The sequence below is a fragment of the Melioribacteraceae bacterium 4301-Me genome (assembly GCA_041538185.1).
Classification (GTDB): Bacteria; Bacteroidota; Ignavibacteria; order Ignavibacteriales; family Melioribacteraceae; genus Pyranulibacter; species Pyranulibacter aquaticus.
Genome location: JBGORM010000001.1, coordinates 449,262 through 475,282 on the forward strand (window position 1 = coordinate 449,262; position 26,021 = coordinate 475,282).

Genomic DNA, 26,021 nt, shown 5'->3' on the forward strand with positions numbered 1-26,021 from the left:
GAGGATTAAATGAAAGTTTTATTAAATATCCGTATGAAAAAATATCTAACAATTATATTGACAATAATTTCTATAGCATTGCCAGACAAAATTTTTGCACAATATAATATTAAGTGGATGACAGCCGGCTCACTCCAAAGCTGGTTTTCTGAAATTGGTTGCGAAATTGAAGAAGGCAGAATTAAAGAGCAGCAAGATGGAATGCAATGGCCGGCAATTTACCAAAGACAAGATGCTGAAGCAGCAAGAGGATTTTGGATCGGAGCAACTAATTTTACAGATGCTGACGGCGTAAATTATCCATATAAAGTGGTGCATGTTGGACCTAGGGTCCCCGGCACAAACGAATTCTTCCCGCAAGAATTTAAAATGATTAGCAAATTCGATCCTCCTGTAGTTACTGTCGATGGTATAGTATCTTATAATAATCCTACCGATAACGATGAAGTTGATCCTACTATTAAACCTGATAGAATGATTGTGAATGTAGTTAATACTCAGCTCGGTATTACTATGACTCGTAAAATTATGCAATTTAGCCAGCAGTACCACGATAATTATTTTATTTACGATTACACATTTACAAATACTGGCAATACAGACGGTGACCCTGAAATAGAACTACCTAACAATACCCTAACTGGTGTTTATTTTTATTGGCAATACCGTAATGCTCTTGTAAATGAAACAAGGTATGAAATTGGTAATGCCACGGGCTGGGGAATTAATACAATGAACGACACAAGAGGCGATGGTGTAAAAGTAGACCCGCCAAATGAACAATTTAGAGCACAATACTCATGGCATGGTCATTATCCGCCATTTACAGCATACGATAATATTGGTGCTCCAATTTGGACGCCGGCAGTTAACATTTCTCCAGGTGACACAATCGGCAGATTAGGTGCACCGCATTTTATAGGCGAATTGACCATTCATGCTGATAAATCCGCAACTGATCCATCGGACGACCCTGCACAGCCTTCGACTACCTCTTGGGAAAGTTCCGACGACCCGCTTAATTCTAACAACGATGCTTATAACATTGCTAAGATGACTACCGAATATCAAACTTTTATTTCACGCGGGCATAAATCACCCAGACACGCAGATGCTGTTCAACCCGATGGTAATTTTATTAATCCCGCAAAATGGGGTGACCCCTCTTTAGGAACTTCAGGTGGTTATTCTTCTGCAAATGGATACGGGCCTTACACTTTAGCTCCAGGTCAAAGTATTCATATTATTATTGCTGAAGCTGTTTCAGGTATTAGTAGGGAGAGGGCAATTGAAGTGGGTAAACAGTACAAACAAAAGATTATTGATGCTGCTACTAAAAACGCAATTGTAATGACTGGTAGGGATTCGCTGTTCCAGACTTTTAGAAGAGCAATAGCTAACTATGAATCAGGCTATAACATACCTGAACCACCAAAGCCACCGACAAGCTTTACTGTGACTTCACGTGGTGATGGTATTTCATTGGATTGGACAGCAGATGCAAGCGACCCAAAGTTAGACCATTTCGAAATTTATCGCGCCGTTGGAAGATATGACAGTACTTATACCTTGCTTTACACTGCAGGTCCTAATGAAAGGCATTATGATGACTTGACACCTGTCAGAGGACTCCTTTACTACTATTATATTGTAAGTGTAGGAAAAGCATCTGATAACACTGGTGTTGGTTTAACTCCACCCGGTCCATTAAAAAGCAGCAGATATTACACTCAGACTTACAACCCTGCTATTTTGAAGAGGCAGCCTGGTACCAGCATGGATCAAATAAGAGTAGTACCTAATCCTTTTTACATTGGTGCTGCGGCTGAATTAACCTTTGGCGACCAGCAGCCCAATAGATTGGCTTTCTTTAATATACCAGGCAGATGTACAATAAAAATTTATACCGAATTGGGGGAATTAATTAAAACTATTGAACACACGGATGGAAGCGGAGATGCTTATTGGGATTCTGTAACTTCTTCTAATCAAGTGGTTGTAAGCGGTTTATATATCGCTGTAATTGAAAACCATGATACAGGTGAACGTAAAATTATAAAATTTGTAATTATCAGATAATCAATTACATGGCGGGAATGATAATGAAAAATAAAATTAAAATTTTAGCGCTTAGTTTAACTTTTGCTTTAACTGCTTATCAAATTAACGCTCAGCAAAAGTTAGCACAAACTGGAATGAAATTTCTTAATGTATCTCTCGATGCAAGATCCAGCGCATTAAGCGAAGCTGTTACTTCTTTTCATACCGATGCAACAGCAATGTTTTATAACCCTGCTGGAATGGCAAGAATATCTAATTATGTAAGTGTTGTAGTGGGTACTACAAATTATATTGCAGATATTAAATACCTTTATGGAGGGGTAGCTTTTGCACCTTTCGATGGTAATTATGGTGTTGTGGGAATTAACTTTGAATCTGTTGACTACGGCGACCTTCAGGCTACAATTCGATACAATAACGACCAGGGGTATTTGGATGCTGGCACTTTTTCACCTACAGCTCTTGCAGTTGGAGTTGGATATGCTAAAGCACTTTCTGATAAATTCTCAATTGGCGGCAATATTAAATATGTAAGACAATCATTAGGTACTGCAATTGTAGGAGGCGTTCAAGTAGGTGCAGGTAATACACCTACAGGCAGAACAGTTGAAGCTAAGACAGACGTCATCGCTTATGATTTCGGTGTAATTTATAAAACGGGATTTAAAAGCCTTGATTTTGGTATGAACGTTAGAAATTTCTCTAGAGAAGTGAAATACGTTCAAGATGGATTTCAATTACCGCTGACTTTTAAAATTGGTATATCTTTCGATGCTATGGATCTTCTTAATGATGTTGATAAAGATATGCACTCGCTTTTGCTTTCCTTCGATGCCTCTCATCCAAGGGATTATCCAGAGCAAGCTGCTTTTGGTGTCGAATATACGTTTATGAAAACATTGTCTCTTAGAGTTGGTTACCAAACCCCTACTGATGAGAAAGGTATTAGTGCAGGTGTTGGTTTTAAGCATTCATTCGCTGGTTTCGATTTTGCTGTCGACTACGCTTACACTTCTTTCGGTGTTTTCAATAATGTACAACAAATTTCTGTAAGGTTTGCATATTAACTTTTTGCTTAAAAAAAATTACATGGAAATAGTATGAAAAGATTTTACAAAATATTTAATTCATTATTGCTAATTATTTTATTGAGTCTTTTTGGCTGTGGAGAAGAACCTACTCCAAGTTTATTTAATAGTGTTCCTACTGGACCAATTGGAGCAACGCCTGTTATTACATCAATTACTCCTTCTGATTCTGCTCGTGCTGGCGTGGATTTACTTACTATCGCTGGCTCTAATTTTTCTTCTGATATCAACAGAAATTTTGTCTTTTTTAATGGTAGGAGCGTACAGGTAATTTCTGCATCTACAACAAGCTTGGTTGTTAAGGCTCCAAAATTATTGAGTGATACTGCAAGGTTTGAGGTCGGGAAGTTTAAAGTATCAACCCTTGATGCTGAATTGTACAGCAATGAAGTCCAATATAAACTTAAGCCCGTTATATTCCAATTTTTCAAGTTTACTCAGTTCCAAAAACCATACTCATTTGTAATTGATGCATCTAAAAATATTTTTATTTCTATGACTAATGATTTAGGCGTTGGTATTGGTGTTAAAAAGCTTACTCCATCGGGCCAATTACTTGACTACGCTCCGAAAGGTTCTGAAACTTATTGGACTGCAATGCGTTTTGGTCCCGGAGGAATTTTAATTACAGTAAGGCAGGATAATGTAAGAGCACTGTTCCAAATTCCAGCAGGCGGGGGCACACCTTCTACTTATGTTGTGCTTCCTAACAATTCAGCTAAAATCGCTTCAATTGACTTTGATGCAAATAACAATTTGTGGGTTGGCGGCAATAATACGGCTATTTATAAAGTTAAACCCGACAAATCAATCACATCTTATAATTTTACGGGTAATATTACTGCTTTAAGATTTTATAACGGCAACTTATATGCTATAGTTAAGACAGATTCTGGAACACTCATCCAAAGTTTTCCTATTGATGCTAATGGTGATTTAGGGAATCCATCACTCTATTTTGATTTTTCAAAAAGTTATGGCAGCCAAAATGTTAATGCCATTGAATTTTCATCTGATGGTGATATGTTTCTTGCCACAAGTGATGTAAAAAATCCAATTATTATAGTCCATGCTGATAAGACTTCTGAGACTTTATTCCCGGGCGTATTGGCAGCTAGCCCCGCATTGTTCTTAGGATGGGGATCTGATGGTTACTTGTATTACACAAGAGCACAGGGTACTAATCCTTCAACGGGAGAGCAGATTTCTCAAAGTATTTTACGTTTAACAATACAAAAACAAGGAGCGCCATATTACGGACAATGATTTTAATTCTTTTGTTCATAATAAATAAACTTCTTTAATAAACAAACAAGGAGAGCGATATGAAACTAAAAATAACCATCACTATGCTTGCAGCTCTAGTAATTTTCGCAGTTCCTCTTAAAGCTCAATGGAATAATCTTGGCGCATGGCCAAGCGATGCTTTTAAGGGCTCAACACACGGTATTGCAGTAGACCCCGATGGAAAAGTTTGGGTCTCAAATTATTATGCTGACACTACTATTGTAACTATTAATGGTACAGATACAGTAAAAAGTTCTTATAGAACCATTAAGGTTTTTAATCCAGATGGTACCCAAGCCTCATTTTCTCCAATTATTTTTTTGAAAAAGAATGGTGTTGTAAAAGATACACTGAAATATTCAACTAGAGGGATGAGAGCCGACAATAATGGTAATATTCTATATGTTGATGGTTTTTGGCAGATGTACAGGATTAATTATAAAACGGGCGAAGAAATGAATAAAATTCCTGAAAATCCTGGAGACCCCGACTTAGGATTTGCACCCACATCTCCTGCTGTAGATCAAAATGGGAATATCTATGTAGCTCCTGTTCTGCCTGGCAATCCAATAAAAGTTTACGATACCGATTTTAATTTTATAGGCACCGCAGTAGATGCTACACCAGGCTATTCTAGAACTGTTGAGGTTTCTAAAGATGGTAATACAATTTATTTTGCTGGTTATAGTAATGGAGCAATTACCGTTTATCAAAGACCTGATGAGTTTTCTCCATATGATTCTGTTGGTACAATACTCAACGGATTTCATTGTGAGGCTTTAGCCTGGAACCCAGCAACAGGTTATTTGTGGGCAAGTGCTGGCTCTGGTAATGATCCAGCAGAAATGGGTTACACGAATAATACCTGGTATGCTTATGATGTTGCTACAGGAGAAATTAAGGATAGTCTAAAATGGATATTTACCACCCCAGGCAGTTCTAATGAGAGACCAAGAGGAATTGCATTCAGTCCCGATGGAAATATTGCATATATAAGTTGTTTTGGTACAAATGATATTCCTTTAATTCAAAAAGTTGTGCATACAGGTAATTCAGTAAGAGAGCTTGCAGAACTTCCAAGCGGTTATACTTTATCTCAAAATTATCCTAATCCATTTAACCCTACCACAAATATTAAATTCTCTATTCCGGAAACTGGTTTTGTTACGTTAAAAGTTTATAATACATTGGGTCAGGAAGTAGCAACACTTGTTAATGAAGAGAAACGTGCCGGGACTTACGAAGTTAATTTTGATGCTTCTAATTTGGCAAGCGGGGTTTATATGTATACTCTTAGCACAAATAAAATAACTCTTTCGAAAAAAATGTTACTAATTAAGTAAGAAGAACCACATAATTTTCTTAAGGATGAATTTTAAGAGTGTACACCAAGATGTATGTGTAGGGGCGAGGGGACCTCGCCCCTACATCTTAAATGATTTTTGAGAAAATTTTTGCGTAATGTAGAACAGACTTTAGTCTGTTACACAGTAAGTTTAAAAACAAACATTAGTCTGTTACTTGTGTTATTATAATAATCTTCAGTTTGTTGCCATAACTACAAAATGATGATTTTGTGTATTTGTGGTTTTTGACTTTTTTGCGAATCAATCTTGCCAGCTGTCGCTCTCATGTTAGAGTTTGTTGGGTTATATGAGGTTGGCAATAAAGGTAGCTTAGACTTTTTAGCAAAAAGGGGTAAGCGAGCACTTTGTCTCAACTTTTTTCAAAGGTTGAAGAACTATTAGGGCTGCTGTTTTTAGGTGAAAGAAATAATTGATAATCGGAAACAATGATGAATCAATTTGTGAATAGATTAGGTTGTCATTTTATGAAAAAATATCTACTCTTATTTCTGTTAGCTAACTCAATTTTTGCACAGTTTAATTCGCCTAAAAGAGAATTAAGAGGCGTTTGGATTGCCTCCTTAGGCATCGATTGGCCATCACAACAAGGTACAAGTGCGTCTGTTATTGCCAATCAAAAAAATCAATTGATCGATATATTTAATGCACATAAAAGTTATGGATTGAATGCAATATTTTTTCATGTTCGACCAATTTGTGATGCAGTTTATAAAAGCAGCTATGAACCGTGGTCCAATTTTTTAACCGGCACTCAAGGTGTAGCTCCATCGGATACAAGTTATGACCCGCTTAAATTTGCAATTGAAGAAGCTCATAAAAGAGGGATGGAACTTCATGCATGGCTAAATCCTTATAGAGCTGAACTATCAGGCGGCAGCCAGGTCTCTGCTAATCATGTAATTAACAAGCACCCCGAGTGGATAATAAAATGCAATGGCAGCGAATACCGCTTTCTTAATCCAGGTCTGCCTGAGGTAAGAAAATATGTTTTACGTATTGTTATGGATATAGTTGAAAGATATGATGTAGATGGAATCCATTTTGATGATTATTTTTATCCTTATCCCGAATACGGTACATTTAACGACGATGCTACATTTGCATCGTATCCGAATGGCTTTACTGATAAAGCAGCCTGGCGCAAGAACAATGTTGATTTGCTGCTAAAGATGATTTCTGACAGTATTAAAGCTGTAAAGCCTTGGGTAAAATTTGGTATCAGTCCATCTGGTAATCCATCAGTTAACAGTTCAATTTTTATTAATCCAGCAGATTGGTTAGCAGGTAATTATACTGATTCCACTGGTACCTTTCATTCCGGAGAACCTTATATTGATTATATAATGCCCCAGCTTTATTGGGCTAATTATGGTGGGTATTTATATAGCTGGACGACTTCTTCCTTGTTAAACGGAAGACATTTATATATTGGACAAGCTGCATATCGTTATTCGGAGTTTCCTTCAGGTGAAGCTGCTTGGGAAATTAATACAAATAGAAATAACCCGGCAATTAACGGCGGTGTTTATTTTAGCTCGAGAAGCTTAACTGTTTATAACTATAATTATATTGCTGACACACTTAAATATCGATACTTTACACATCCAGCTATTCTGCCTAAGATGACCTGGAAGGATATTAGCCATACTAAACCAAATCCACCGCAAAATCTTAGATTTGAAATCAATTCATCCACAGGCAAATATGAACTTCATTGGGATAAACCACTTCCAACAGATAATGGAGATTCAGCTTTTTTCTATGCAGTTTATCGCTCGGAAAACAGTTTCCCAGATATTAACGATTCTACAAATCTTTTTGGATTGACCGGGGCAACATTTCTCTCTGCCGATGAAGCAAAGTATTCAGTTACAAAAGGAAATTATTATGCTGTAACTACAATTGATAGATATTCAAATGAATCTGAAATCAGTAATGTAGTTTTATTTGATTTGCCGTCTTTAATACCTAACAAGCCTGTACTTGCTTCTCCATCTAATGGCAGTCACGATTTGGGTTGGTCAACTACTTTGGTCTGGACAGGCGATTCTAATTCGGAACGGTATATTGTGGAGGTTTCTAAAGATTCTTCTTTTAATTCCAATATTATTTTATCGTTAGCCGAGTATAGAAATAATCAAATAAATTTTAGAAATATTGTACCGGGTGAAACATACTATTGGCGAGTTAAAGCATTTGGTCAAGTTGGAGAAAGTGAATATTCGGATGTGTTTAGTTTCAAGTCTGGTGTGCCTTTGCCTCCAATTCTAATTTCTCCAGCCCATGCAACTTACAATGTTTCGTTAACACCAGTGTTTACATGGCACTCTACCGAGAATGCAACTTCATATAGAATTCAGGTATCAACTGTAGTTCAATTGAATAGTAATTTTGTTATTGATACTACAGTAACAGATACAACTTTAGCATCCACAATAACCCTTTTGCCAAATAAGAAATATTATTGGCATGTGAATGCGAAGAATAATTACGGTACAAGTGATTGGTCTACTGGTTTTGGTTTTCAAACTACTGTGACATCAGTTGAGAATGAAAATATTCCAACTGAGTTCTCTTTGCAGCAAAATTATCCTAATCCGTTTAACCCAACAACTATAATTAGTTACCATCTGCCTGTTAGCAGTCATGTTACATTGAAAGTTTTTGATTTGCTGGGAAGGGAGGTTGCGGTCTTGGTTAATGAGGAAAAAACACCCGGTAATTATGAAGTAAAGTTTGATGGTAGTAATTTTGCAAGCGGAATATATTTTTATAGAATTAATGCTGGTAATTATTCTCAAATGAAAAAGATGATACTTTTAAAATAATTCTTCATAGTGCCTCCATTGTAGTAAAATAGGTTCCCCTTCTAAATGATATTTGGAAGGGGAATTCTTTAATTTTTGTTCTATAATTTAATTTTTTGTTAGGCCAAAATTATGGCATTAAAAGTATTGGTAATAGCCATCATTGATTGTGAATTTTTAAGGCTAAAATTAAGATTCTCCTAACAAACTTTTTGAAGAGTAAGATTAAGGAGGAGAAACCTTTTTGAAGTTACAAAAGCTTAGTAACATATATAAACCATAAGATCCTAACCTTATTACCTAATTTTGTTTTTTTCTTTGTCCCAATGTAAATCGATAAGGTAATAGGGCTTGCTTAGAGGGATTCGGAGTGTTACTAAGGTTTTAAAACGGATAGGGTCTTTGGATAATGTTTACTGGTGAAATTATGATTAAGATTGAGAATCGTCGTAGGATTCCTGCGTAGAATATGTTATTGTATTTATGAATCAGGGCTTTTAGGTTATAGTTTTTCAAAAGGAGCTGGTAAACAAAAATAAGGTTCGCGGTTAAGATTTTAATTCTCAAGAAATTAAAAAGTATGCTTAAGAAAAGTATAAATAAACTCGTTGGTTGTAAGACTATGAGTATTTTGAAATCGTGCATCTTAATAAGGACGTTTCAAATTTTTGAACATTATTAGCTTATTGAAATGTATAGTGTAACTATTTATTTATTTTGAGACACTGAAAAATAGAATTATCAGCAATTGTCCAACGGTGGGCTGTCTAAAAAGTAAGATTTTCCGCCAGAATACAGCGGACAAATTAAAAAATAGAATATCGACTACACAGACCTGCCTGAGCAGTCAGGTTTTAACGGATCCGCCTGCAGCGGGCAGGCCTGTCTACCTGTAGGTAGATTTTTACAGACTTGCTTGCTGCAAGCAAGCCTACCGAGGTAGGCAAGTTTTAAAATTGAAAAATTACTTTCCACAAGATGGTGAATTTTCATTAGACGACCCCGATTTATCTAGTTTTTCAGAGGTCTCTATTTCCTAAACAATAATTTGTATTTCTAATAAATAGTTAGGTTAAATATTTAGACTAAATATAGGTGTAAAACAATGATAACTGCTTTTCTACCTTATAGTGGTTCAGACTTCAGTAAATCGATAATTGAAACACTAATTAACACCAACAAAGTATCTAAGATATATTTGTTGGTAACAGATGAAACTGTTGCTCCTGTAAAAGGCTGTGAATTATTAAAAATTAATAACTTGACCAGCACTGAATCTGTAAAACGAATTATTGAAAAAACGAAAACAAATTATGTGCTTCTTTTTACTTTGGACAATAAATATGAATTCGGTCAGTTTGCAATTGAAAGATTTTTAAATGTTATTGATTCTACTGGTGCAGGATTAGTTTATTCTGACTATAGAACAATTAAAGAAGGTTTATTAGAGCCTCATCCAGTAATTGATTACCAACTTGGCAGCGTTAGAGATGATTTTGATTTTGGACCAGTGATGATATTTAATTCAGAGTTTTTGAAATCTTACAGTGAAGCAATTAATTCAGATAAAAGTAAAATAGACTATCGATTTGCCGGGCTTTATGATTTGAGATTACATATTTCTCGTGAAACAGAAATTTTGAGAATACCCGAATTTTTATACACAACAATTGAAACGGATACTCGCAAAAGTGGGGCAAAACAGTTTGATTATGTTAATCCAAAAAACCGGGAAGTACAGATAGAAATGGAAAAAGCTTTCACAGATCATTTGAAGAAAATCGATGCTTACTTAAAACCATCATTTAAAGAAATTGAATTTAATAGGGAGAATTTTGAATATGAGGCTTCTGTTATAATCCCTGTTAAAAATAGAGTTAAAACTATTAGCGATGCGATTGAGTCAGTGCTAAGTCAAAAAACTACTTTTAAATTCAACTTGATAGTTGTTGATAATTATTCAGCTGATGGAACCACAGAAAAAATTAAATCTTATACTGAAAAAGATTCGAGATTAATTTATATAATTCCAGATAGAAAAGATTTAGGAATTGGTGGCTGTTGGAACGTAGCGGTTCATAACGAGAAATGTGGTAAATTTGCAGTTCAGCTTGACAGTGATGATATTTATGCAAATGAAAATACCTTGCAAAAAATTATAGATACTTTTTACAAAGAAAAATGCGCTATGGTTATCGGCTCATATAAAATGACTAATTTTAAATTAGAGGAAATTCCACCTGGAATTGTAGATCATAAAGAATGGACTGAAGATAATGGCAGAAATAATGCTTTGAGGGTAAATGGACTTGGAGCACCAAGAGCTTTCTATACACCTTTATTGCGTGAATATAAAATTCCAAATGTAAGTTATGGCGAAGATTATGCTCTTGGTCTTATGATATCCCGTGATTATAAGATTGGCAGAATTTATGAACCCATTTACCTCTGCAGAAGATGGGAAGGAAATACTGATGCGGAGTTAGATATCGATAAGCTAAATAAATATAATCATTATAAGGATAGATTAAGAACAATTGAAATACTTGCTCGTCAAAGAAAAAATAAAAGTTAAGTCTGGGTATGATTTGTTTTAACTGATCAATTTGTAAAAATTATTTTTTCAGTTACATAAAGGAATGCATTAAACTTAGCTTTGGAATTGTTCTCTCAAAATCATTTTAGAAAAACTTTATGAGTAATTAGTGTAACTTAGTGAAACCTTTAGTTTTAGTAACATAAAGTATAATATTGCATTAAAGATACAGGAGTTTAAGAAAATATATGGAACGAGATGTATTAGAAAGATTAACAGAATTAAAAAAAGATTTTCAAGGTGATATTCTCATCGATGAACTGACGAGAATAATTTATGCTACTGATGCATCTGCTTACAGAGAAAAACCAATTGCCGCTGTTTTGCCTAAGTCAGTTGATGATATAAAGGCTATCGTAAAATTTGCTGCTGAAAACAATGCTTCCATAATTCCTCGAGCTGCCGGCACTTCATTAGCTGGACAAGTTGTTGGCAATGGCATTGTAGTAGATGTTTCAAAATATATGAATAAAATTTTAGAAGTAAACAAAGAAGAACGATGGGTACGAGTTCAACCTGGCGTCAATCTTAATGAGTTGAATATTTATTTAAAAAAATACGATTTATTTTTTGCCCCAGAAACAGCTTCAAGCACAAGATGTATGCTTGGAGGTATGTTTGGCAATAATTCATGTGGTGCGCATTCAATTCTTTATGGTTCTACTCGTGACCATGTTATTGAAGCTAAAGTAATCTTAAGCGACGGCAGCGAAGTTACTTTTAAGCCGATTAAGAAAAATGAATTTGAAGAAAAGTGCAAAGGTAATTCTTTAGAAAACATTATTTACAGAAAAATAAATGAAATATTATCCGACCCAAAAAATCAAAAAGAGATTTTAGACGAGTATCCTCATCAGGAAATTAACAGGCGTAATAATGGTTATGCAATTGACCAGCTTTTGAAATGCAGTGTGTTTGGCAAAGGCGAAAGCGATTTTAACATGTGTAAGCTTTTGGCAGGCTCCGAAGGTACTTTAGCTTTTACCGTCGAATTGAAATTAAATCTGCTGCCTTTGTTCCCAAAAGTTGTAGGTGTAATTCCTATTCACATGAATTCACTTGAAGAAACTTTCGAAGCAAATTTAATAGCATTAAAATACAAGCCTGGAGCAGTAGAATTAATTGACAACAAAATTTTAGAATGTACAAAAGTAAATATAGGTCAACAAAAAAATCGTTTTTTTATTAAAGGTGACCCGGCAGCGCTTTTAGTAGTAGAGTTTGCACGCGATACAAAAGATGAAATAATGGAAATTGCTTCTCAATTGGAAAGTGAAATGCGAAAAGCTGGCTATGGCTTTCATTTTCCAGTGTTATTTGGAGATGATGTTAATAAAGTCTGGTCGTTAAGAAACGCAGGACTTGGATTATTATCTAATATTCCGGGTGATAAAAGACCCGAACCTTTTATAGAGGATACCTGCGTGCGTCCTGTAGATTTACCTAATTACATGAAAGAATTTCATGCGATATTAAAAAAAAATAATCTCGATTGTGTTTACTATGCTCACATTGGCTCAGGCGAACTGCACCTTAGACCCATGTTAAATCTAAAAGACTCATTCGATGTCAAATTGTTTTACTCAATTACTAATGAAATAGCTCATCTTGTAAAAAAATATAAAGGCTCGCTAAGCGGTGAACACGGAGATGGCAGACTGCGCGGAGAATTTATTCCAATTATTATTGGCCAGCATAATTATGAATTATGTAAAGAAATAAAAAAAGTATGGGACCCCAAAAATATTTTCAATCCGGGCAAAATTGTTGATACACCTAAAATGAACACTTCACTTCGATATGAAGTGGATAAAGGCACTCGGGAAATTCAAACGATTTATGATTTCAGTTCTACGAAAGGGATTTTAAGAGCTGCGGAAAGATGCAATGGCTCTGGTGATTGCAGAAAATCAGATTTAATTGGCGGTACTATGTGTCCAAGTTACAGAGCCACAAGAGATGAAAAAAATACTACTAGAGCTCGAGCAAATACTTTACGAGAAATTTTAACTCGATCGAAAAAAGAAAATCCATTTGACCATAAAGAAATTTATGAGGTGATGGATCTTTGTCTTTCATGCAAAGCATGTAAATCAGAATGCCCATCTAGTGTTGATATGGCAAAATTGAAAAGTGAGTTTTTACAACACTATTACGATGCAAACGGAATCCCTTTAAGAACCAAATTAATCGCTTATTTACCAAAAATAAATTCTTTCGCTTCAAACTTTTCTATAATTGTTAATCAATTCCTAAAGTTAAAGTTAATTAATAAATTAATTGGTTTTTCAACCCGCAGAAAAATCCCATTGTTATCTAAACAAACTTTTGTGAAGTGGTACAGAAAAAATAGTGGGAAATATTCAAAGAATAATTTTACTAAAGGCAAAATTTATTTGTTCGTTGATGAGTTCACAAATTATAATGAAGCAGATTTAGGAATAAAAACTTTTCTTCTACTTACAAAATTAGGATACGAAGTAATTGTCCCTAAACATCTCGAAAGCGGGAGGACATTTATTACAAAAGGTTTGTTAAGGAAAGCTAAAAATATAGCCAACGAGAATATAAAATTGTTGAAGGATTTTGTTTCCGAAGAAAATCCTTTAGTTGGTATTGAAGTTTCAGCCATATTAGCTTTTAGAGATGAGTACCTTGATTTGGTTAATTCTGATTTAAAACCATATGCGGAAAAAATAGCGAAATATTCTTTTACAATTGAAGAATTCCTTTCGTCTGAGATTAAAAAGGGGAAAATTTCTAAAGATTCATTCACGACTGAAAAAAAGAAGATAAAACTACATGGTCATTGTCAGCAGAAAGCTATTGCTTCCACTCAACCAACAATAGAAGTTTTATCATTTCCACTGAACTACCAAGTAGAAGAAATTCCTTCAGGTTGTTGTGGCATGGCTGGTTCATTTGGTTATGAAAAAGAGCATTATGAGATTTCAATGAAAATTGGTGAATTAGTACTTTTCCCAGCAATTAGAAATTTAGATGATGAAACACTTATTTGTGCACCAGGTACCAGCTGTCGACATCAAATAAAAGATGGGGTGCAGAGAGCTGCTTACCATCCTGTCGAAATTATTTATGATGCTTTAATTAAATGAATATATGTATGAACAAAAAATTTTATCAAGACAAGAGTAATATTTTTTTGATGGAAAGCGCTCCGGGTGCACAAACCATAATTAACGGAAAGCTTTACAATTACTTTGGCGGCACAAGTTATTATGAGCTTCATAATAATAAAGAAGTAATTAATGCGGCAATTAAGGCTTTGAATAAATATGGAATAAACAGCTCTTCATCACGCAACAGTTATGGCACAACACCACTTTTACTTGAGGTAGAAAAGCAAGCAGCAGAGTTCTTTAATTGCGAAGATTCTGTTTATTTAGCTTCAGGCTTTTTAAGCGACATTGCAGCTGTTCAGGCTTTGGTTAATATGAACTTGTTTGATTCTGTTTTTATCGATGAGATTTCACATTACAGCAATAACTATGCTGCAAAAATAAGCGGCAAAAAAATCAACAAGTTCTCGCACTTAAATCCTAATGACCTTGAAGAAAAAATAAAGAAAACATTGAAAAAAGGAGGACGTCCTTTAGTTATTACTGACGGCATCTTTCCAATTACAGGCAAAATCGCACCCATTAAATTATACTTGAATATTGTAAAAAAATATGATGGGATTATGTGGATTGATGATGCCCACGCTTTGGGAGTTATAGGTGAAAATGGCAGAGGGACTGCAGAACATTACAAATTAAAATCCAAGAGATTATATTTTGGCGGTACAATGTCTAAAGCATTAGGTGGGTTTGGCGGAATTATACCCGGTTCTAAAAAATTTATTTTAGAGATTAAGCAAAGTTATACTCAATTTGGCTCTACACCCCCGCCATCTTCTGCTGCCGCTGCAAGTCTGATGGGATTAAAAATCCTAAAAGAAAATCCGCAAATGAAAATTAAATTATGGGAAAATGCTCGAAAACTAAAAAACGGCCTCAAGAATCTTGGCGTTGAAGTAGATGATTCAGTGGTTCCAATTGCTGCTTTTAATTTAGATAGTTACGAATCAATGAGACGAGTGCATCAAAGACTAATGGAAAAACGAATAATGATTCAGCTTATCAATTATATCGGTGCAGGTAAATCCGGCTCGCTTCGGATTGTTGTCTTTTCAACTCACACTGAAGAACAAATAGAACATTTACTCTATGAACTAGGAAAAATTTTATGAGAAATAGTTCTTTTTAAGATTGATATTATTCTACAGGATATAAAGTATGCTAAACAGCACTTCTAATCTCAATAGAGAAAAACTTCTTTACTATGCCTCTAAATATGGAACGCCGCTTTATGTTTATGATGGTGATCTAATTGTTCGTAAGTATAAAGAGCTGTATGAATACATTAAGTGGCCTAAGCTGAAAATTCTTTATGCAGTAAAAGCAAACTACAATGTAGGTATCTTAAAATTGTTGAAAAGTGTTAATGCATCTTTGGATACTGTGAGTCCAGCAGAAGTTCATCTTGCATTGAAGTTGGGATTTTCTAAAGAATCTATTTTATATACTGCCAACAATATAACAGATAGTGAGATGGAAGAAGTTAAAAAGCTTGGTGTGCTTTTTAATATTGGTTCAATTTCACGACTCAAAAAATATGCAAAGGCATACCCTAATACTGAGGTTTGCCTAAGATTTAATCCGGATGTAGTTGCAGGTGCACATAAAAATGTTATGACAGGCGGCGATATAACTAAATTTGGTATTTTGTTATCAGAAGTTGAAGAAGCAAAAAGAATTGTTAAACAATATAATTTAATTGTAGTTGGACTCCATGAGCATACAGGTTCAGGCATTGCAGAGACCGAGAAAGTATATTTAAGTATGAAAAACTTACTTGCTATAGCTACAAAAGAAAATTTCCCTGACTTAAAATTTATTGACTTTGGCGGCGGCTTTGAAGTGCCTTATAAACCTATGACTCCTAAAATAGATTATGCAAGTTTTGGCGAAAAAATCAGTGAAATATTCTTTGAATTTTGCAGAGATTATGGAAAGGAATTATACATGTATTTCGAACCTGGTAAATATATTGTTTCGGAAGCTGGTACTTTATTGATTGAGGTTAATACTTTAAAACAAAATAGAGAAAGATTAATTGCCGGCACTAACTCAGGATTTAACCACTTAATTCGGCCAATGTTGTACGGTTCGTATCACCACATTGAAAATTTAAGTAACCCTCATGGCGAGTTAAAAATATATGATGTTGCCGGGAACCTTTGCGAAACCGGAGATTACTTTGCTGAACAAAGAGAACTTCCTGAAATACGCGAAGGTGATATTTTAGCTGTTAAAAATGGCGGTGCATACTGCTATTCTATGGGCAGTTTATATAATCTCCGTGCTTTGCCTGCAGAGGTGCTTGTGGTAAATGGAAAAGATATTTTAACAACGAAAAGATTATCGAACAGTGAACTGGCAGATTCATTGATTAATTCACATTTAGGATGAAATTGTTATTAATGTACAAAAGATTCAAATCTACAACGGCTGCATTTACTTGGATATGAAATTAATAGATTATAATTGGGACAAAAAATGAAAGCCATAACATTAATTTTATTACTAACTCTTATTGTGCCAATAACTGCTCAACAAGAAAAAATTCCTATGGTCGAGATTAACTATCCTGATAGTTTAAATGTAATAAGAAGAGCAGTATGGGGTTGGCTTCCACTGCAAGATACAATCAAACAACAACATGAATTTAAGTATATAAAGAGACATCTGAAAAATAAAATTATCAGCGGTTGTCATTCCCACGAAAGTGGGAATCTACTTTGAAAATAATGGATTCCCGTTTTCACGGGAATGACTCATCGAATTTTTCAGAAGTCTCTATATAACTGTTCATCATGGCGGCGTAGAATTTTATGATGAGGATAAAGTGATAGATAATATTAGGAATTTACAATCATGGAGCAGAACTGAAAAAAAGTGGATTGACATTCCATATCATTTTATGATTGATCTTGAAGGAAAAATTTATGAAGGCAGACCAATTAACTATCCAGGTGATACAAATACCGAATATGATCCGACAAATCATATTTTAATTGAAGTAACGGGGAACTATGAAATACAAGAACCAAATACGGAGCAATTAAATTCGTTGATTAATTTAATTACTTTCCTAGTAGTAAAATTTAAAATATCGTTAAACAATGTTAAAACTCACAGAGATTATTCAAAAATGACAGTTTGTCCAGGTAAAAATCTCTATAAGTTTTTTGAAAACGGTTATGTAATTTCGTCGGTTGAAAAAAATATGGGAAAAAATATTAATAGATAAAACTAGTCATCTATTGCAATAAGGTACAGCTTTCGTTATAAAGGTTTTAGATGGAGTAATTACCTTCTTTTTTTAGGTGGTTCCACTTTAGCTGGCTGTAATTCAACGTTAATTGACTCAGGAAGCAATTTATACATAGAACCTGTAAACATATCAATTAACATACCTGGTATAAATCCGTTTAAAGTGTTGCCCCAGAACCAGAAGGAAATTTTTCTTGTGATCTGCGTTTCATAAATGTCATAACCATCCAATTCAAATTTCACAATATGATTTGAATCCCTTGTTAAATTGATAACCTGGGGCGTAGTCCCATACTTTTTCCCATCTATAATGATTTTAGCATTCGGTGGATTTGTTTTTAAGTTAATATCCTGTGTGGTTGTGTTTAAAAATGTAGCGCAAGATTCTAATAATGTTATTAATAATAAAAATGGAAGTTTTCTCATCTCTTTTCTTTTTTGCTTTATTATCGAATTTTTTTTGTGAAAATTTATAAGAAAATATAACATTCTGTTGTTAATTGGAGTGAAATTTAAGTAGGAATTTACATATGCAGAAGTGGACTTGCTGCATCAATAGGTAAGTGCTGTCTGCTAAAGATTTGCTTCCCCTACGTTAATTCAAACAATGGTGTTAGTCCCAAGAGCAAATTTTTTAGGAAAAGATTAAGCCCAAAAAATTCATCTCTAACCACAAGGTGGTGAATTCTCATGAATTTTTTGGGTTAAAGAAAATGATTTAACAGATAATCTCGATGTAAGAAGGTATAATGAATTAACGGAGAAAGACTTTGAGAGAATAAAGAAATACTTTTACTGGCATCGCATGTTAATAAACAAAAATTAAGAATAAGGTAATAAGGTTATCTTCATTTTTGTTTTTGGTTTTGTTACTAAGGTTATTCAAAAAATAGGATAAGGTTTTGTTTATAGTATAATTGAGTCAAAGGCTCGTCAATTTCTGAATGAAACTATTATTACTCTATTGGAACTATATTAATCTGCTTATAAGTCAAATAAAATCATTTTAATTTATGGGCTCAAGGATACATCAAGAATTACTGTCCCCGTGAATTCTCTGTGGTTCTATGTGTAACTAATGAAGAGAGAGCCAATATCTCAACCAATTTTTTTTCATTGTCATTGCGAACGAAAAGAGTAAAGCAATCTCCAACAAAAGAAGGTAAAATGTTGAATTTTTTGTAGTAGGAGGTTGCTTTGTTATAACAACAGTTTTATTTGTTTAGCCAACCGATGAAAACAGATGTGAGAGCTGGAGGCTCTTGTTCCTATATTGATGAGAACAGATGATTCAAATGATATAGGGTTGAGATTCCTCAACCAACCATGCTTCCTTTAAAGCGAATTATTGATGCAATCTGGATTATTACCGATGCAAAAATGTATGATGGAACTACAAAACTGAGCGTAAACTTCAATCTGTGGCAAATAAAGACTTAGAGTTTATTAATAAAATCAAAAGTCTTTGTCTCATACTAATTGACAGAAATCAAGAGCTAAGCTTTATTTTTTCTATAGCATTATTTATTCTTTTTATTACCTCATCTTTACCTAATATATAGACAATATCATAGACCCCAGGGCCTGTGCTTTGTCCAGAAACAGCTAATCGTAGAGGGTGGATTAATTTTCCTTTGCTAATTTTTAGTTCTTCGGCCAATTGTGATAAAGCCTTTTCGTAGTCAGTTTTTTGTGGGTTTGTTAATTCAGCAAATTTATCCCTTAGTTTTTTTAATTGTTCAGGTGTTTCACTTTTCCAGCTTTTTTCAATTGCCTTTTGTTCATATTCGGTTGGTTCCTCGTAAAAATATTTACAATTGGTAATAAATTCTTTAACGAAGGTAACTCGTTCTTTCATTGCCTCGATTACTTGCATTAAGTATTCATCAGAAAATGAAGAATTTGAAAATTGTGATTGGGATAATTCTTTTTTCAGTAATGCCAAAAGTTCTGTTGTATTTTTTTTTCGTATATGTTCAGCGTTGAGAGCATTTAATTTTACAACATCAAAAACGGCGCTCGACTTATTAACGCCTTCGAACGAAAACTTTTCAATTAATTCATCTAAATAATAAAATTCTTTATTATCGCCGGCATTCCATCCTAATAAGGCAACAAAATTAATTAATGCTTCTTTCAGATAACCCTTATCTCTGTAATCTTCTACTGCTACGTCACCTTGCCTTTTACTAAGTTTGGTCCTGTCAGGATTAAGCAAGAGAGGTAAGTGTGCAAATATTGGTCGTTCCCAATTGAAAAAGTCATAAAGCAAAACATGTTTAGGGGTAGAAGACAGCCATTCTTCGCCTCTTATTACATGACTAATTTTCATTAAGTGATCATCTACAACATTTGCAAGATGATAAGTAGGGAAGCCATCACTTTTAATTAATATTTGGTCGTCAATATTATTGCTGTCAAATTCTACAATGCCACGTACAACATCGTTAAAAATAATCTTTTGGTTAGGTATTACATTAAGTCTTACAACCTTAGGAATACCACTTGAAAGTTTTTCTTCAATTTCTTTTTTAGTTAGGTTAAGGCAGTATTTATCATACTTTGCTTGTGGAAATTTTAGAAGCTGCTGCTCTTTTCTTAATTTTTCTAATCTCTCTTGAGTACAAAAACAATAATATGCATGGCCTTTATTAATCAACTCTTGCGCATGTTTAGTATAAATATTTAATCTTTCAGATTGTCGATAAGGTCCAAATTCGCCGCCAATATCAGGTCCTTCATCATATTGTAAGCCAATCCACTTAAGTATAGCAATAAGATTTTCTTCTGCTCCTTCTACGTATCTGTTTCGGTCAGTATCCTCTATTCTTAGAATAAATTTCCCATGATTTTTCTTAGCAAATAAAAAATTAAATAGGGCTGTTCGCAGCCCACCTACATGAAGATATCCAGTTGGACTTGGTGCAAATCTAACGCGTACTTCTGATAACATTGGCATTTTGTTTTTTTGTAAGAATTAGGAAGTCATTTATTATTCTTTTGAGTGTAGTATTTTATTTTATCAATAAATTCTTTACTATCAATTGGTTTAGGTATATAATCTGTTGCGCCTACCTCAAGGCATTTTTCGCGGTCGCCTTTCATTGCGAAAGCAGTTAATGCAATGATAGGCACATCTTTATAATTTGGCAGCATACGAATTTTTTCAGTAGCTTCAAATCCATTCATAATTGGCATTTGCATATCCATTAGTATTAAATCAAATTGGTCCTTCTTTGCCATTTCCAATGCAGCTTCTCCATTTTCTACAACAACAACATTTTCGAAATTATTTTTCTTTAGTAAACGGGTAACAATAATTTGCGAATGTTTATAATCTTCTGCTAACAAAATTTTTATTACATTTTCTTTTTTCAGTACTTCTTCAACCGGAGGGGGGAGTTCATAACGATTAATCATTGCATTAATTATATCGGCAAGATCCTCAATGTTTGTTGATTTTTTTTCAAGCAGTTCATCAAAAAGTCCTTCTATTTTTTCTAAGTCTTCCTTGTAATTTTCTTTCCCCGTATAGATTATTATAGGAAGATTTGTAAACTTTTTTTCGGATTTAATCATTTTGATTAATTCAAAGCCGTTTGGCGTAGGCATATCTAAGTCAACTATGGCAAGGTCAATGTTCTTATCTTTAATTAAGTCCATAACATTTGCAGAAACGCTTTCAGCAATTGCATTATACCCGACAGATTCAATTGCTTGTTTTATTAAATTTAATGTGGGTATATCATCATCAACGCAGAGAACGTTCGAATCTTTTTTCAGCTTATAACTTTGCAGTACCTCGACCAAAAAATTATAATTAATTGGTTTTACGAAGTATTCTACGGCACCCATCAAAAAGGCTTTTTGTTCTTCTGGCTCGATTGAACAAACAATTACAGGCGTATTTTTAGTGTTTGGATTGTTATGAATTGTTTTTAATAGTTCAAGACCGTTGATGTGAGGCAATTCAATATCTAATATTACTGCCAAATAATTTTCTTTGTTTATTAAATTTTTTATTTGCTCTTCATTGCTTACAATAGTGGGTTCGTAACCCCATTTATTCAAGTAATTGCTAAGCAATTTGGACGTTGCGTAATCATCCTCTATAACTAAAATTTTATTTTTAGTTTCGGACTTAGATAATTGAGTTATCTGATTTTTAATTTCGTCCATAACATCCCCGCTTTTAGTGAGCGTTATATTAAATGAAATGCCCGAGTTTTCTGTAAGATTAACAGATATGGTGCCTCCGAGAAGTTCAATGTATTTTTTAACAAGAGTTAATGATAAACCCGTGAGCGTGGTAGTTTTTATTTCATTGATGTCTTGAAGGGAATAAGGCTCAAAAAATTTTGCAAGTTTATCTTTGCTTAGACCTTTACTCGTATCTGTAATAGTAATGTTGAACTTTGTATCGGAGGCTTTTGATGCTTTGATTTTAATTTCTCCGCGGGCGGTTAATGCAATATTTACCTGAAGAAGATTAATAAGAATGTATCTTAGTTTTTGCTCGTCGATTGGGAATTTTTGCTGAAGCTCTTTAGAAATATCAACTACTAAATTTATGTTTGGATTTGTTAGTTTACTTTTAAATACAGTCGTGATATCGTTTATAACCGTAGAGAGACTAACGTTATTGATATTTATAGGGATGTTACCTTGGTCTATTTTGGCTAATTCAATAAGGTCATTTAATGTTATAAGTAAATTTTGGGATAATCGTTTTATTGTGCTTAACTGTTCGAACAAAGGCGTGTTTATGTTTTTTTCTGATAAAATAGTAGAATGAGATATGACTTGATTTGCTATATTTTTTAATTCTTGAGATGAATCAATAATTATTTTATTTATTGGCAATCTTGAAAAGCCTATTTCACCTCCTCTGGATGAAATCCACAGATTTAACAGACCTTGGATGAGCTTGATAATTTTCTCTAGAGATTCTTTATCATCTCTTGAAAATGGTGTTTTTTTTGCAATTTTTAGCAATGCTTGTTTCTTTAAATTAAGTGGGAATTTAATACAGTTTTCATATACAAGAAATTCTGATACCTGTATCTCGCAATTTGGATTAGAATGAATAGTATATTCAGAATTGTCTTTTAACAGTTGACAGCTCGAACAGCTGAAAGAAGAACCTTTTAAATAATTTTTTTTAGTGCCAACAGAACGACCTAGTACAAGCAAATTACTATTGCCTGTAACTTCGAATAAAGCTACAGTTTGAAGTTCTAATTCAGAGGCTAAATAGTTACAAATCTCCTCAGGAAATGAATCCAATCCTTTAATTGCGGAATCACTTAATCTATCTATTTCTTCTAAAATACTAAGCTTTGTTTTTGTTATCATTAACTAAGTTAGTTTTGGATAATTAAATTTCGTTGTTAAGTTAAAATAAAGAAATAATCAAAGTTTTGAAACCATTTTAAATTTATTAGATGCTATAAATTATCCAAAAAGTAATTGGTAATTTTATTATAAAGATGAACAGCATCTGGTCCAGTTACTCCATGAGGCTGGCCAGGATATGGAAAATAGTCTAATGGTATATTTAAATCAGCGCATTTTTTAGCGAATTCTAAGGTATGCTGCCAAACTACTGTAGAATCGGACGTACCGTGCACAAGCAGTAATTTCCCTTTTAAGTTTTGTACATAATTAAGCAAAGAGCTCTCTTTATATCCTTCAGGATTCTGCTGCGGGGTATCCATATATCTTTCTGTGTACATAACTTCATAATATTTCCAATCAATAACTGCACCGCCGCCAACACCAACCTTAAATGTATTGTTAGTTCTCAACATTAATGAAGTTGCCATAAATCCTCCGAAGCTCCATCCAAATACACCGAACTTAGTCGTATCTATATAAGGCAATGTTTTTAAATATGCTATACCAGTCATCTGATCTTTTACTTCAATGGTACCTAATCTTCTGAAAGTTGCTTGTTCAAAAGCTAAACCCCTGTTAGATGAGCCTCGATTATCGAGAGTAAAAATTACGTAGCCATGTTCTGCCATCTGCTGGAACCATAATGAATATCTACCATATCCCCAGCTGTCCGTTACTAATTGTGCATGAGGTCCACCATAAACGTAAACAATTACCGGGTATTTCTTAGTCGAATCAAAATCAACTGGGTAAATCATTCTGCAGTATAATTCAGTTCCTTCGTCATTTTTTATTTTAAATATTCTTATTCTTCCAAGTTTGTAATCTTTTAGCGGGTTTTCTGATGTTAGTAAATTTCTAAGAGTGTTACCACTTTCGTCTATTATGTTAATAACCCTAGGTGTGTGAATATTATTAAAATTATCAATAAAATATTTTCCATTATAACTGACTGAGACGCTATGGATTCCTTCTTCTTTTGTTAAATTTATTTTTTGACCATTTATTAAATTGATTCTGTAAAAATGTCTTTCGATTGGGCTAATTTCAGTAGAATAGTAGTAAACATAGTTGCCAGTGCTGTCGTAACCCTCGAAGTCTAACACTTCCCAATTACCTGAGGTAACTTGTTTTATTAAAGTGCCATTAATATCATATAAATAAAGATGATTATATCCATCTCTTCTAGATATCCAAATAAATTCGCTTGGGTGATTAGGTCTGAAATATAATGGGTTTAGCGGTTCTACATATTTATCATTTTTTTCTTCAAACAGAATTTGAATAGGTTCTCCGGAAGAAATGTCATACTTTTTTAACTGTAAATGATTTTGGTCTCGGTTCAAATGTGCTACAAAAATATATTTTTCATCTGGACTCCAAGTAACGCAAGTTAAATATTGATCAAGAGGTTCACCAGTTTTTAGCCATGTAGTCTCGTTTGTTTTAATGTTGTAGATGCCTATAGTTACATGGTGACTTGCTTGACCTGCCATTGGGTACTTAATATTATGTAATTTAGCGGGAGTTGAACTGATATCAACTATTGGATAGTTTGTTACCATAGTTTGGTCCATGCGGTAATAAGCAACATAATTACTATTAGGTGACCAAAAGATACCAGAATTTATTCCAAATTCGTTCCTATGCACAGCTTGACCATTTACAATATCGCTTATAGTATCATGGCTAATTTGAACAGTATTTTTTTCTGAAAGAGCAACAAAAAGATTATTGCCTTTTGTGAATGCAATAAATTTTTTGTTTGGAGATAAAGATATATCGCCTGTATTCTCATCAACTTGGTTGATTAGACGCATTTTTTTTAGTGGAACGTTGTAACTGAAAAGTTTATTATTTGTAAAGAATGTAAAATTTTCAGAGTTGACCCAATTAATGAGCGGAAAGTTGCTTAAATTTTTTATACCGTAATTCTGTAGTTGTGTTAGCAGTTCGCTTAATCTTATTAAAGTATCAACTTTGGTATTATATAAAGAACCCACGACCAAAGCCTGGTCAGCGTCGTTTGTAATGAAATAAAAATTTTCTGTGTTGGCTATCCAGTTTAATTGCTTAAGATTTTGAGGAGCTAACGAAGAATAGGAATTTATTACAACATCTTCTGTGGTTAATAATTTATTTTGAGCATTTACATAACAAAAAGAAAGTAAACTAATTAAAAAGAAAAAAAATTTTGCTTTCATACTACCGCCTTTTTATTTAAGAGAAAAATTTTTATAAAGGAATATATTCATTGTCTATTTTTTATTGAATAAGAATATTATTACAAAATCAAATATAAGATATTTACTCACTCAGGCGGTTCGACTTATAAGAAAAATAAAGATATAAAGCCCTTACCACTTCAATTAGTTCTTATTTTTTTTCTTTTTTATCGATAGGTAAGACCCTCTTTTCTAATATATTATCAATTAAGTTATATTCTTTCGCCTCTGCCGAAGTCATAAAAAAATCTCTGTCACAATCTTTCGTAATTTGTTCAAGGGATTTCCCAGTATGTTTAACAAGAATGTTGTAGATAGTGTCACGAGTTTTTATCATTTCCTTTGCATGAATTTCTATATCGGTTGTTTGTCCCTGTAGGCCACCAACCCAAGGCTGGTGAATCATTATTTTGGAATGAGGCAAAGCTGATCTCTTTCCTGGTTCGCCCCCAGCTAATAGTATGGCACCCATACTCGCAGCTAACCCAACACAAATTGTTGCTACTTTTGATTTAATGTATTGCATTGTATCGTATATGGCAAGTCCTGCTGATACACTTCCGCCTGGGGAATTTATGTATAAGTTAATATCTTTTTCAGGGTCTTCTGCTTCAAGAAATAAAAGTTGTGCTATTACAATACTTGCAACGTGATCATCAATAGCTTCTCCTAAAAATATAATTCTTTCTCTTAACAGACGGGAAAAAATGTCCATACCTCTCTCACCACGCCCAGTCTGTTCAATGACATAAGGTACAAGCTGATTATAAATTTGATTGTTCATTTGATTCGCCC

The 26,021-nt window shown here is 33.8% G+C and carries 16 protein-coding genes; 11 read left to right on the top strand and 5 right to left on the bottom strand.

The genetic code is table 11. The features are described from left to right. The first annotated feature begins 9 nt into the window (after positions 1-9). The 11 genes from ABRY23_01950 to ABRY23_02000 all read left to right on the top strand — a co-directional run bounded on the left by ABRY23_01950 (position 10) and on the right by ABRY23_02000 (position 17,581). Positions 10-2,079: a hypothetical protein gene (locus ABRY23_01950; GenBank protein ID MFA3781811.1), complete on the top strand. Its 2,070-nt coding sequence runs from the start codon at positions 10-12 to the stop codon at positions 2,077-2,079. Between the two features lie 23 nt (positions 2,080-2,102). Further along, positions 2,103-3,128: a PorV/PorQ family protein gene (locus ABRY23_01955; GenBank protein MFA3781812.1), complete on the top strand. Its 1,026-nt coding sequence runs from the start codon at positions 2,103-2,105 to the stop codon at positions 3,126-3,128. Positions 3,129-3,161: 33 nt separating this feature from the next. Then, complete coding sequence (locus ABRY23_01960) at positions 3,162-4,415, top strand: IPT/TIG domain-containing protein (protein MFA3781813.1); 1,254 nt, start codon at positions 3,162-3,164, stop codon at positions 4,413-4,415. 59 nt (positions 4,416-4,474) lie between these two features. Next, positions 4,475-5,779 carry a T9SS type A sorting domain-containing protein gene (locus ABRY23_01965; GenBank protein MFA3781814.1) on the top strand — a complete coding sequence of 435 codons (1,305 nt, stop codon included), beginning with the start codon at positions 4,475-4,477 and terminating at the stop codon, positions 5,777-5,779. Between the two features lie 488 nt (positions 5,780-6,267). Further along, entirely contained in the window at positions 6,268-8,631 is a 2,364-nt protein-coding gene (locus tag ABRY23_01970) for a family 10 glycosylhydrolase (protein ID MFA3781815.1), read from the top strand. Positions 8,632-9,715: 1,084 nt separating this feature from the next. Next, the gene (locus tag ABRY23_01975) at positions 9,716-11,185 is read left to right on the top strand and encodes a glycosyltransferase family 2 protein (protein ID MFA3781816.1); all 1,470 of its coding nucleotides are present in this window, start codon (positions 9,716-9,718) and stop codon (positions 11,183-11,185) included. A gap of 209 nt (positions 11,186-11,394) precedes the next feature. Beyond that, complete coding sequence (locus ABRY23_01980; protein MFA3781817.1) at positions 11,395-14,322, top strand: FAD-binding and (Fe-S)-binding domain-containing protein; 2,928 nt, start codon at positions 11,395-11,397, stop codon at positions 14,320-14,322. An 8-nt stretch (positions 14,323-14,330) separates the two neighbouring features. Continuing rightward, on the top strand, positions 14,331-15,458 hold the full coding sequence (locus tag ABRY23_01985; GenBank protein ID MFA3781818.1) for an aminotransferase class I/II-fold pyridoxal phosphate-dependent enzyme: 1,128 nt from the start codon (positions 14,331-14,333) through the stop codon (positions 15,456-15,458). A gap of 46 nt (positions 15,459-15,504) precedes the next feature. After that, positions 15,505-16,740 (top strand): diaminopimelate decarboxylase, encoded by a 1,236-nt coding sequence (lysA, locus tag ABRY23_01990; protein ID MFA3781819.1) that lies wholly within the window; start codon positions 15,505-15,507, stop codon positions 16,738-16,740. 87 nt (positions 16,741-16,827) lie between these two features. Beyond that, the gene (locus ABRY23_01995) at positions 16,828-17,073 is read left to right on the top strand and encodes a hypothetical protein (protein ID MFA3781820.1); all 246 of its coding nucleotides are present in this window, start codon (positions 16,828-16,830) and stop codon (positions 17,071-17,073) included. A 58-nt stretch (positions 17,074-17,131) separates the two neighbouring features. Continuing rightward, positions 17,132-17,581: a peptidoglycan recognition family protein gene (locus ABRY23_02000; GenBank protein MFA3781821.1), complete on the top strand. Its 450-nt coding sequence runs from the start codon at positions 17,132-17,134 to the stop codon at positions 17,579-17,581. A gap of 59 nt (positions 17,582-17,640) precedes the next feature. On the opposite strand, the gene ABRY23_02005 is transcribed toward ABRY23_02000, so the two are convergent. From ABRY23_02005 to clpP, 5 genes are all read right to left on the bottom strand, one after another. Then, positions 17,641-18,030: a PEGA domain-containing protein gene (locus tag ABRY23_02005; GenBank protein ID MFA3781822.1), complete on the bottom strand. Its 390-nt coding sequence runs from the start codon at positions 18,028-18,030 to the stop codon at positions 17,641-17,643. Between the two features lie 1,063 nt (positions 18,031-19,093). Further along, positions 19,094-20,563, bottom strand: coding sequence for a glutamate--tRNA ligase (gene gltX, locus ABRY23_02010; GenBank protein MFA3781823.1), 1,470 nt, complete (start codon positions 20,561-20,563; stop codon positions 19,094-19,096). Positions 20,564-20,589: 26 nt separating this feature from the next. After that, entirely contained in the window at positions 20,590-22,959 is a 2,370-nt protein-coding gene (locus tag ABRY23_02015) for a response regulator (GenBank protein MFA3781824.1), read from the bottom strand. A gap of 92 nt (positions 22,960-23,051) precedes the next feature. Next, positions 23,052-25,205, bottom strand: coding sequence for a S9 family peptidase (locus ABRY23_02020; GenBank protein MFA3781825.1), 2,154 nt, complete (start codon positions 25,203-25,205; stop codon positions 23,052-23,054). Positions 25,206-25,377: 172 nt separating this feature from the next. Beyond that, positions 25,378-26,010, bottom strand: a complete 633-nt coding sequence (clpP, locus tag ABRY23_02025) for an ATP-dependent Clp endopeptidase proteolytic subunit ClpP (protein ID MFA3781826.1) — start codon at positions 26,008-26,010, stop codon at positions 25,378-25,380. Positions 26,011-26,021 lie beyond the last annotated feature (11 nt).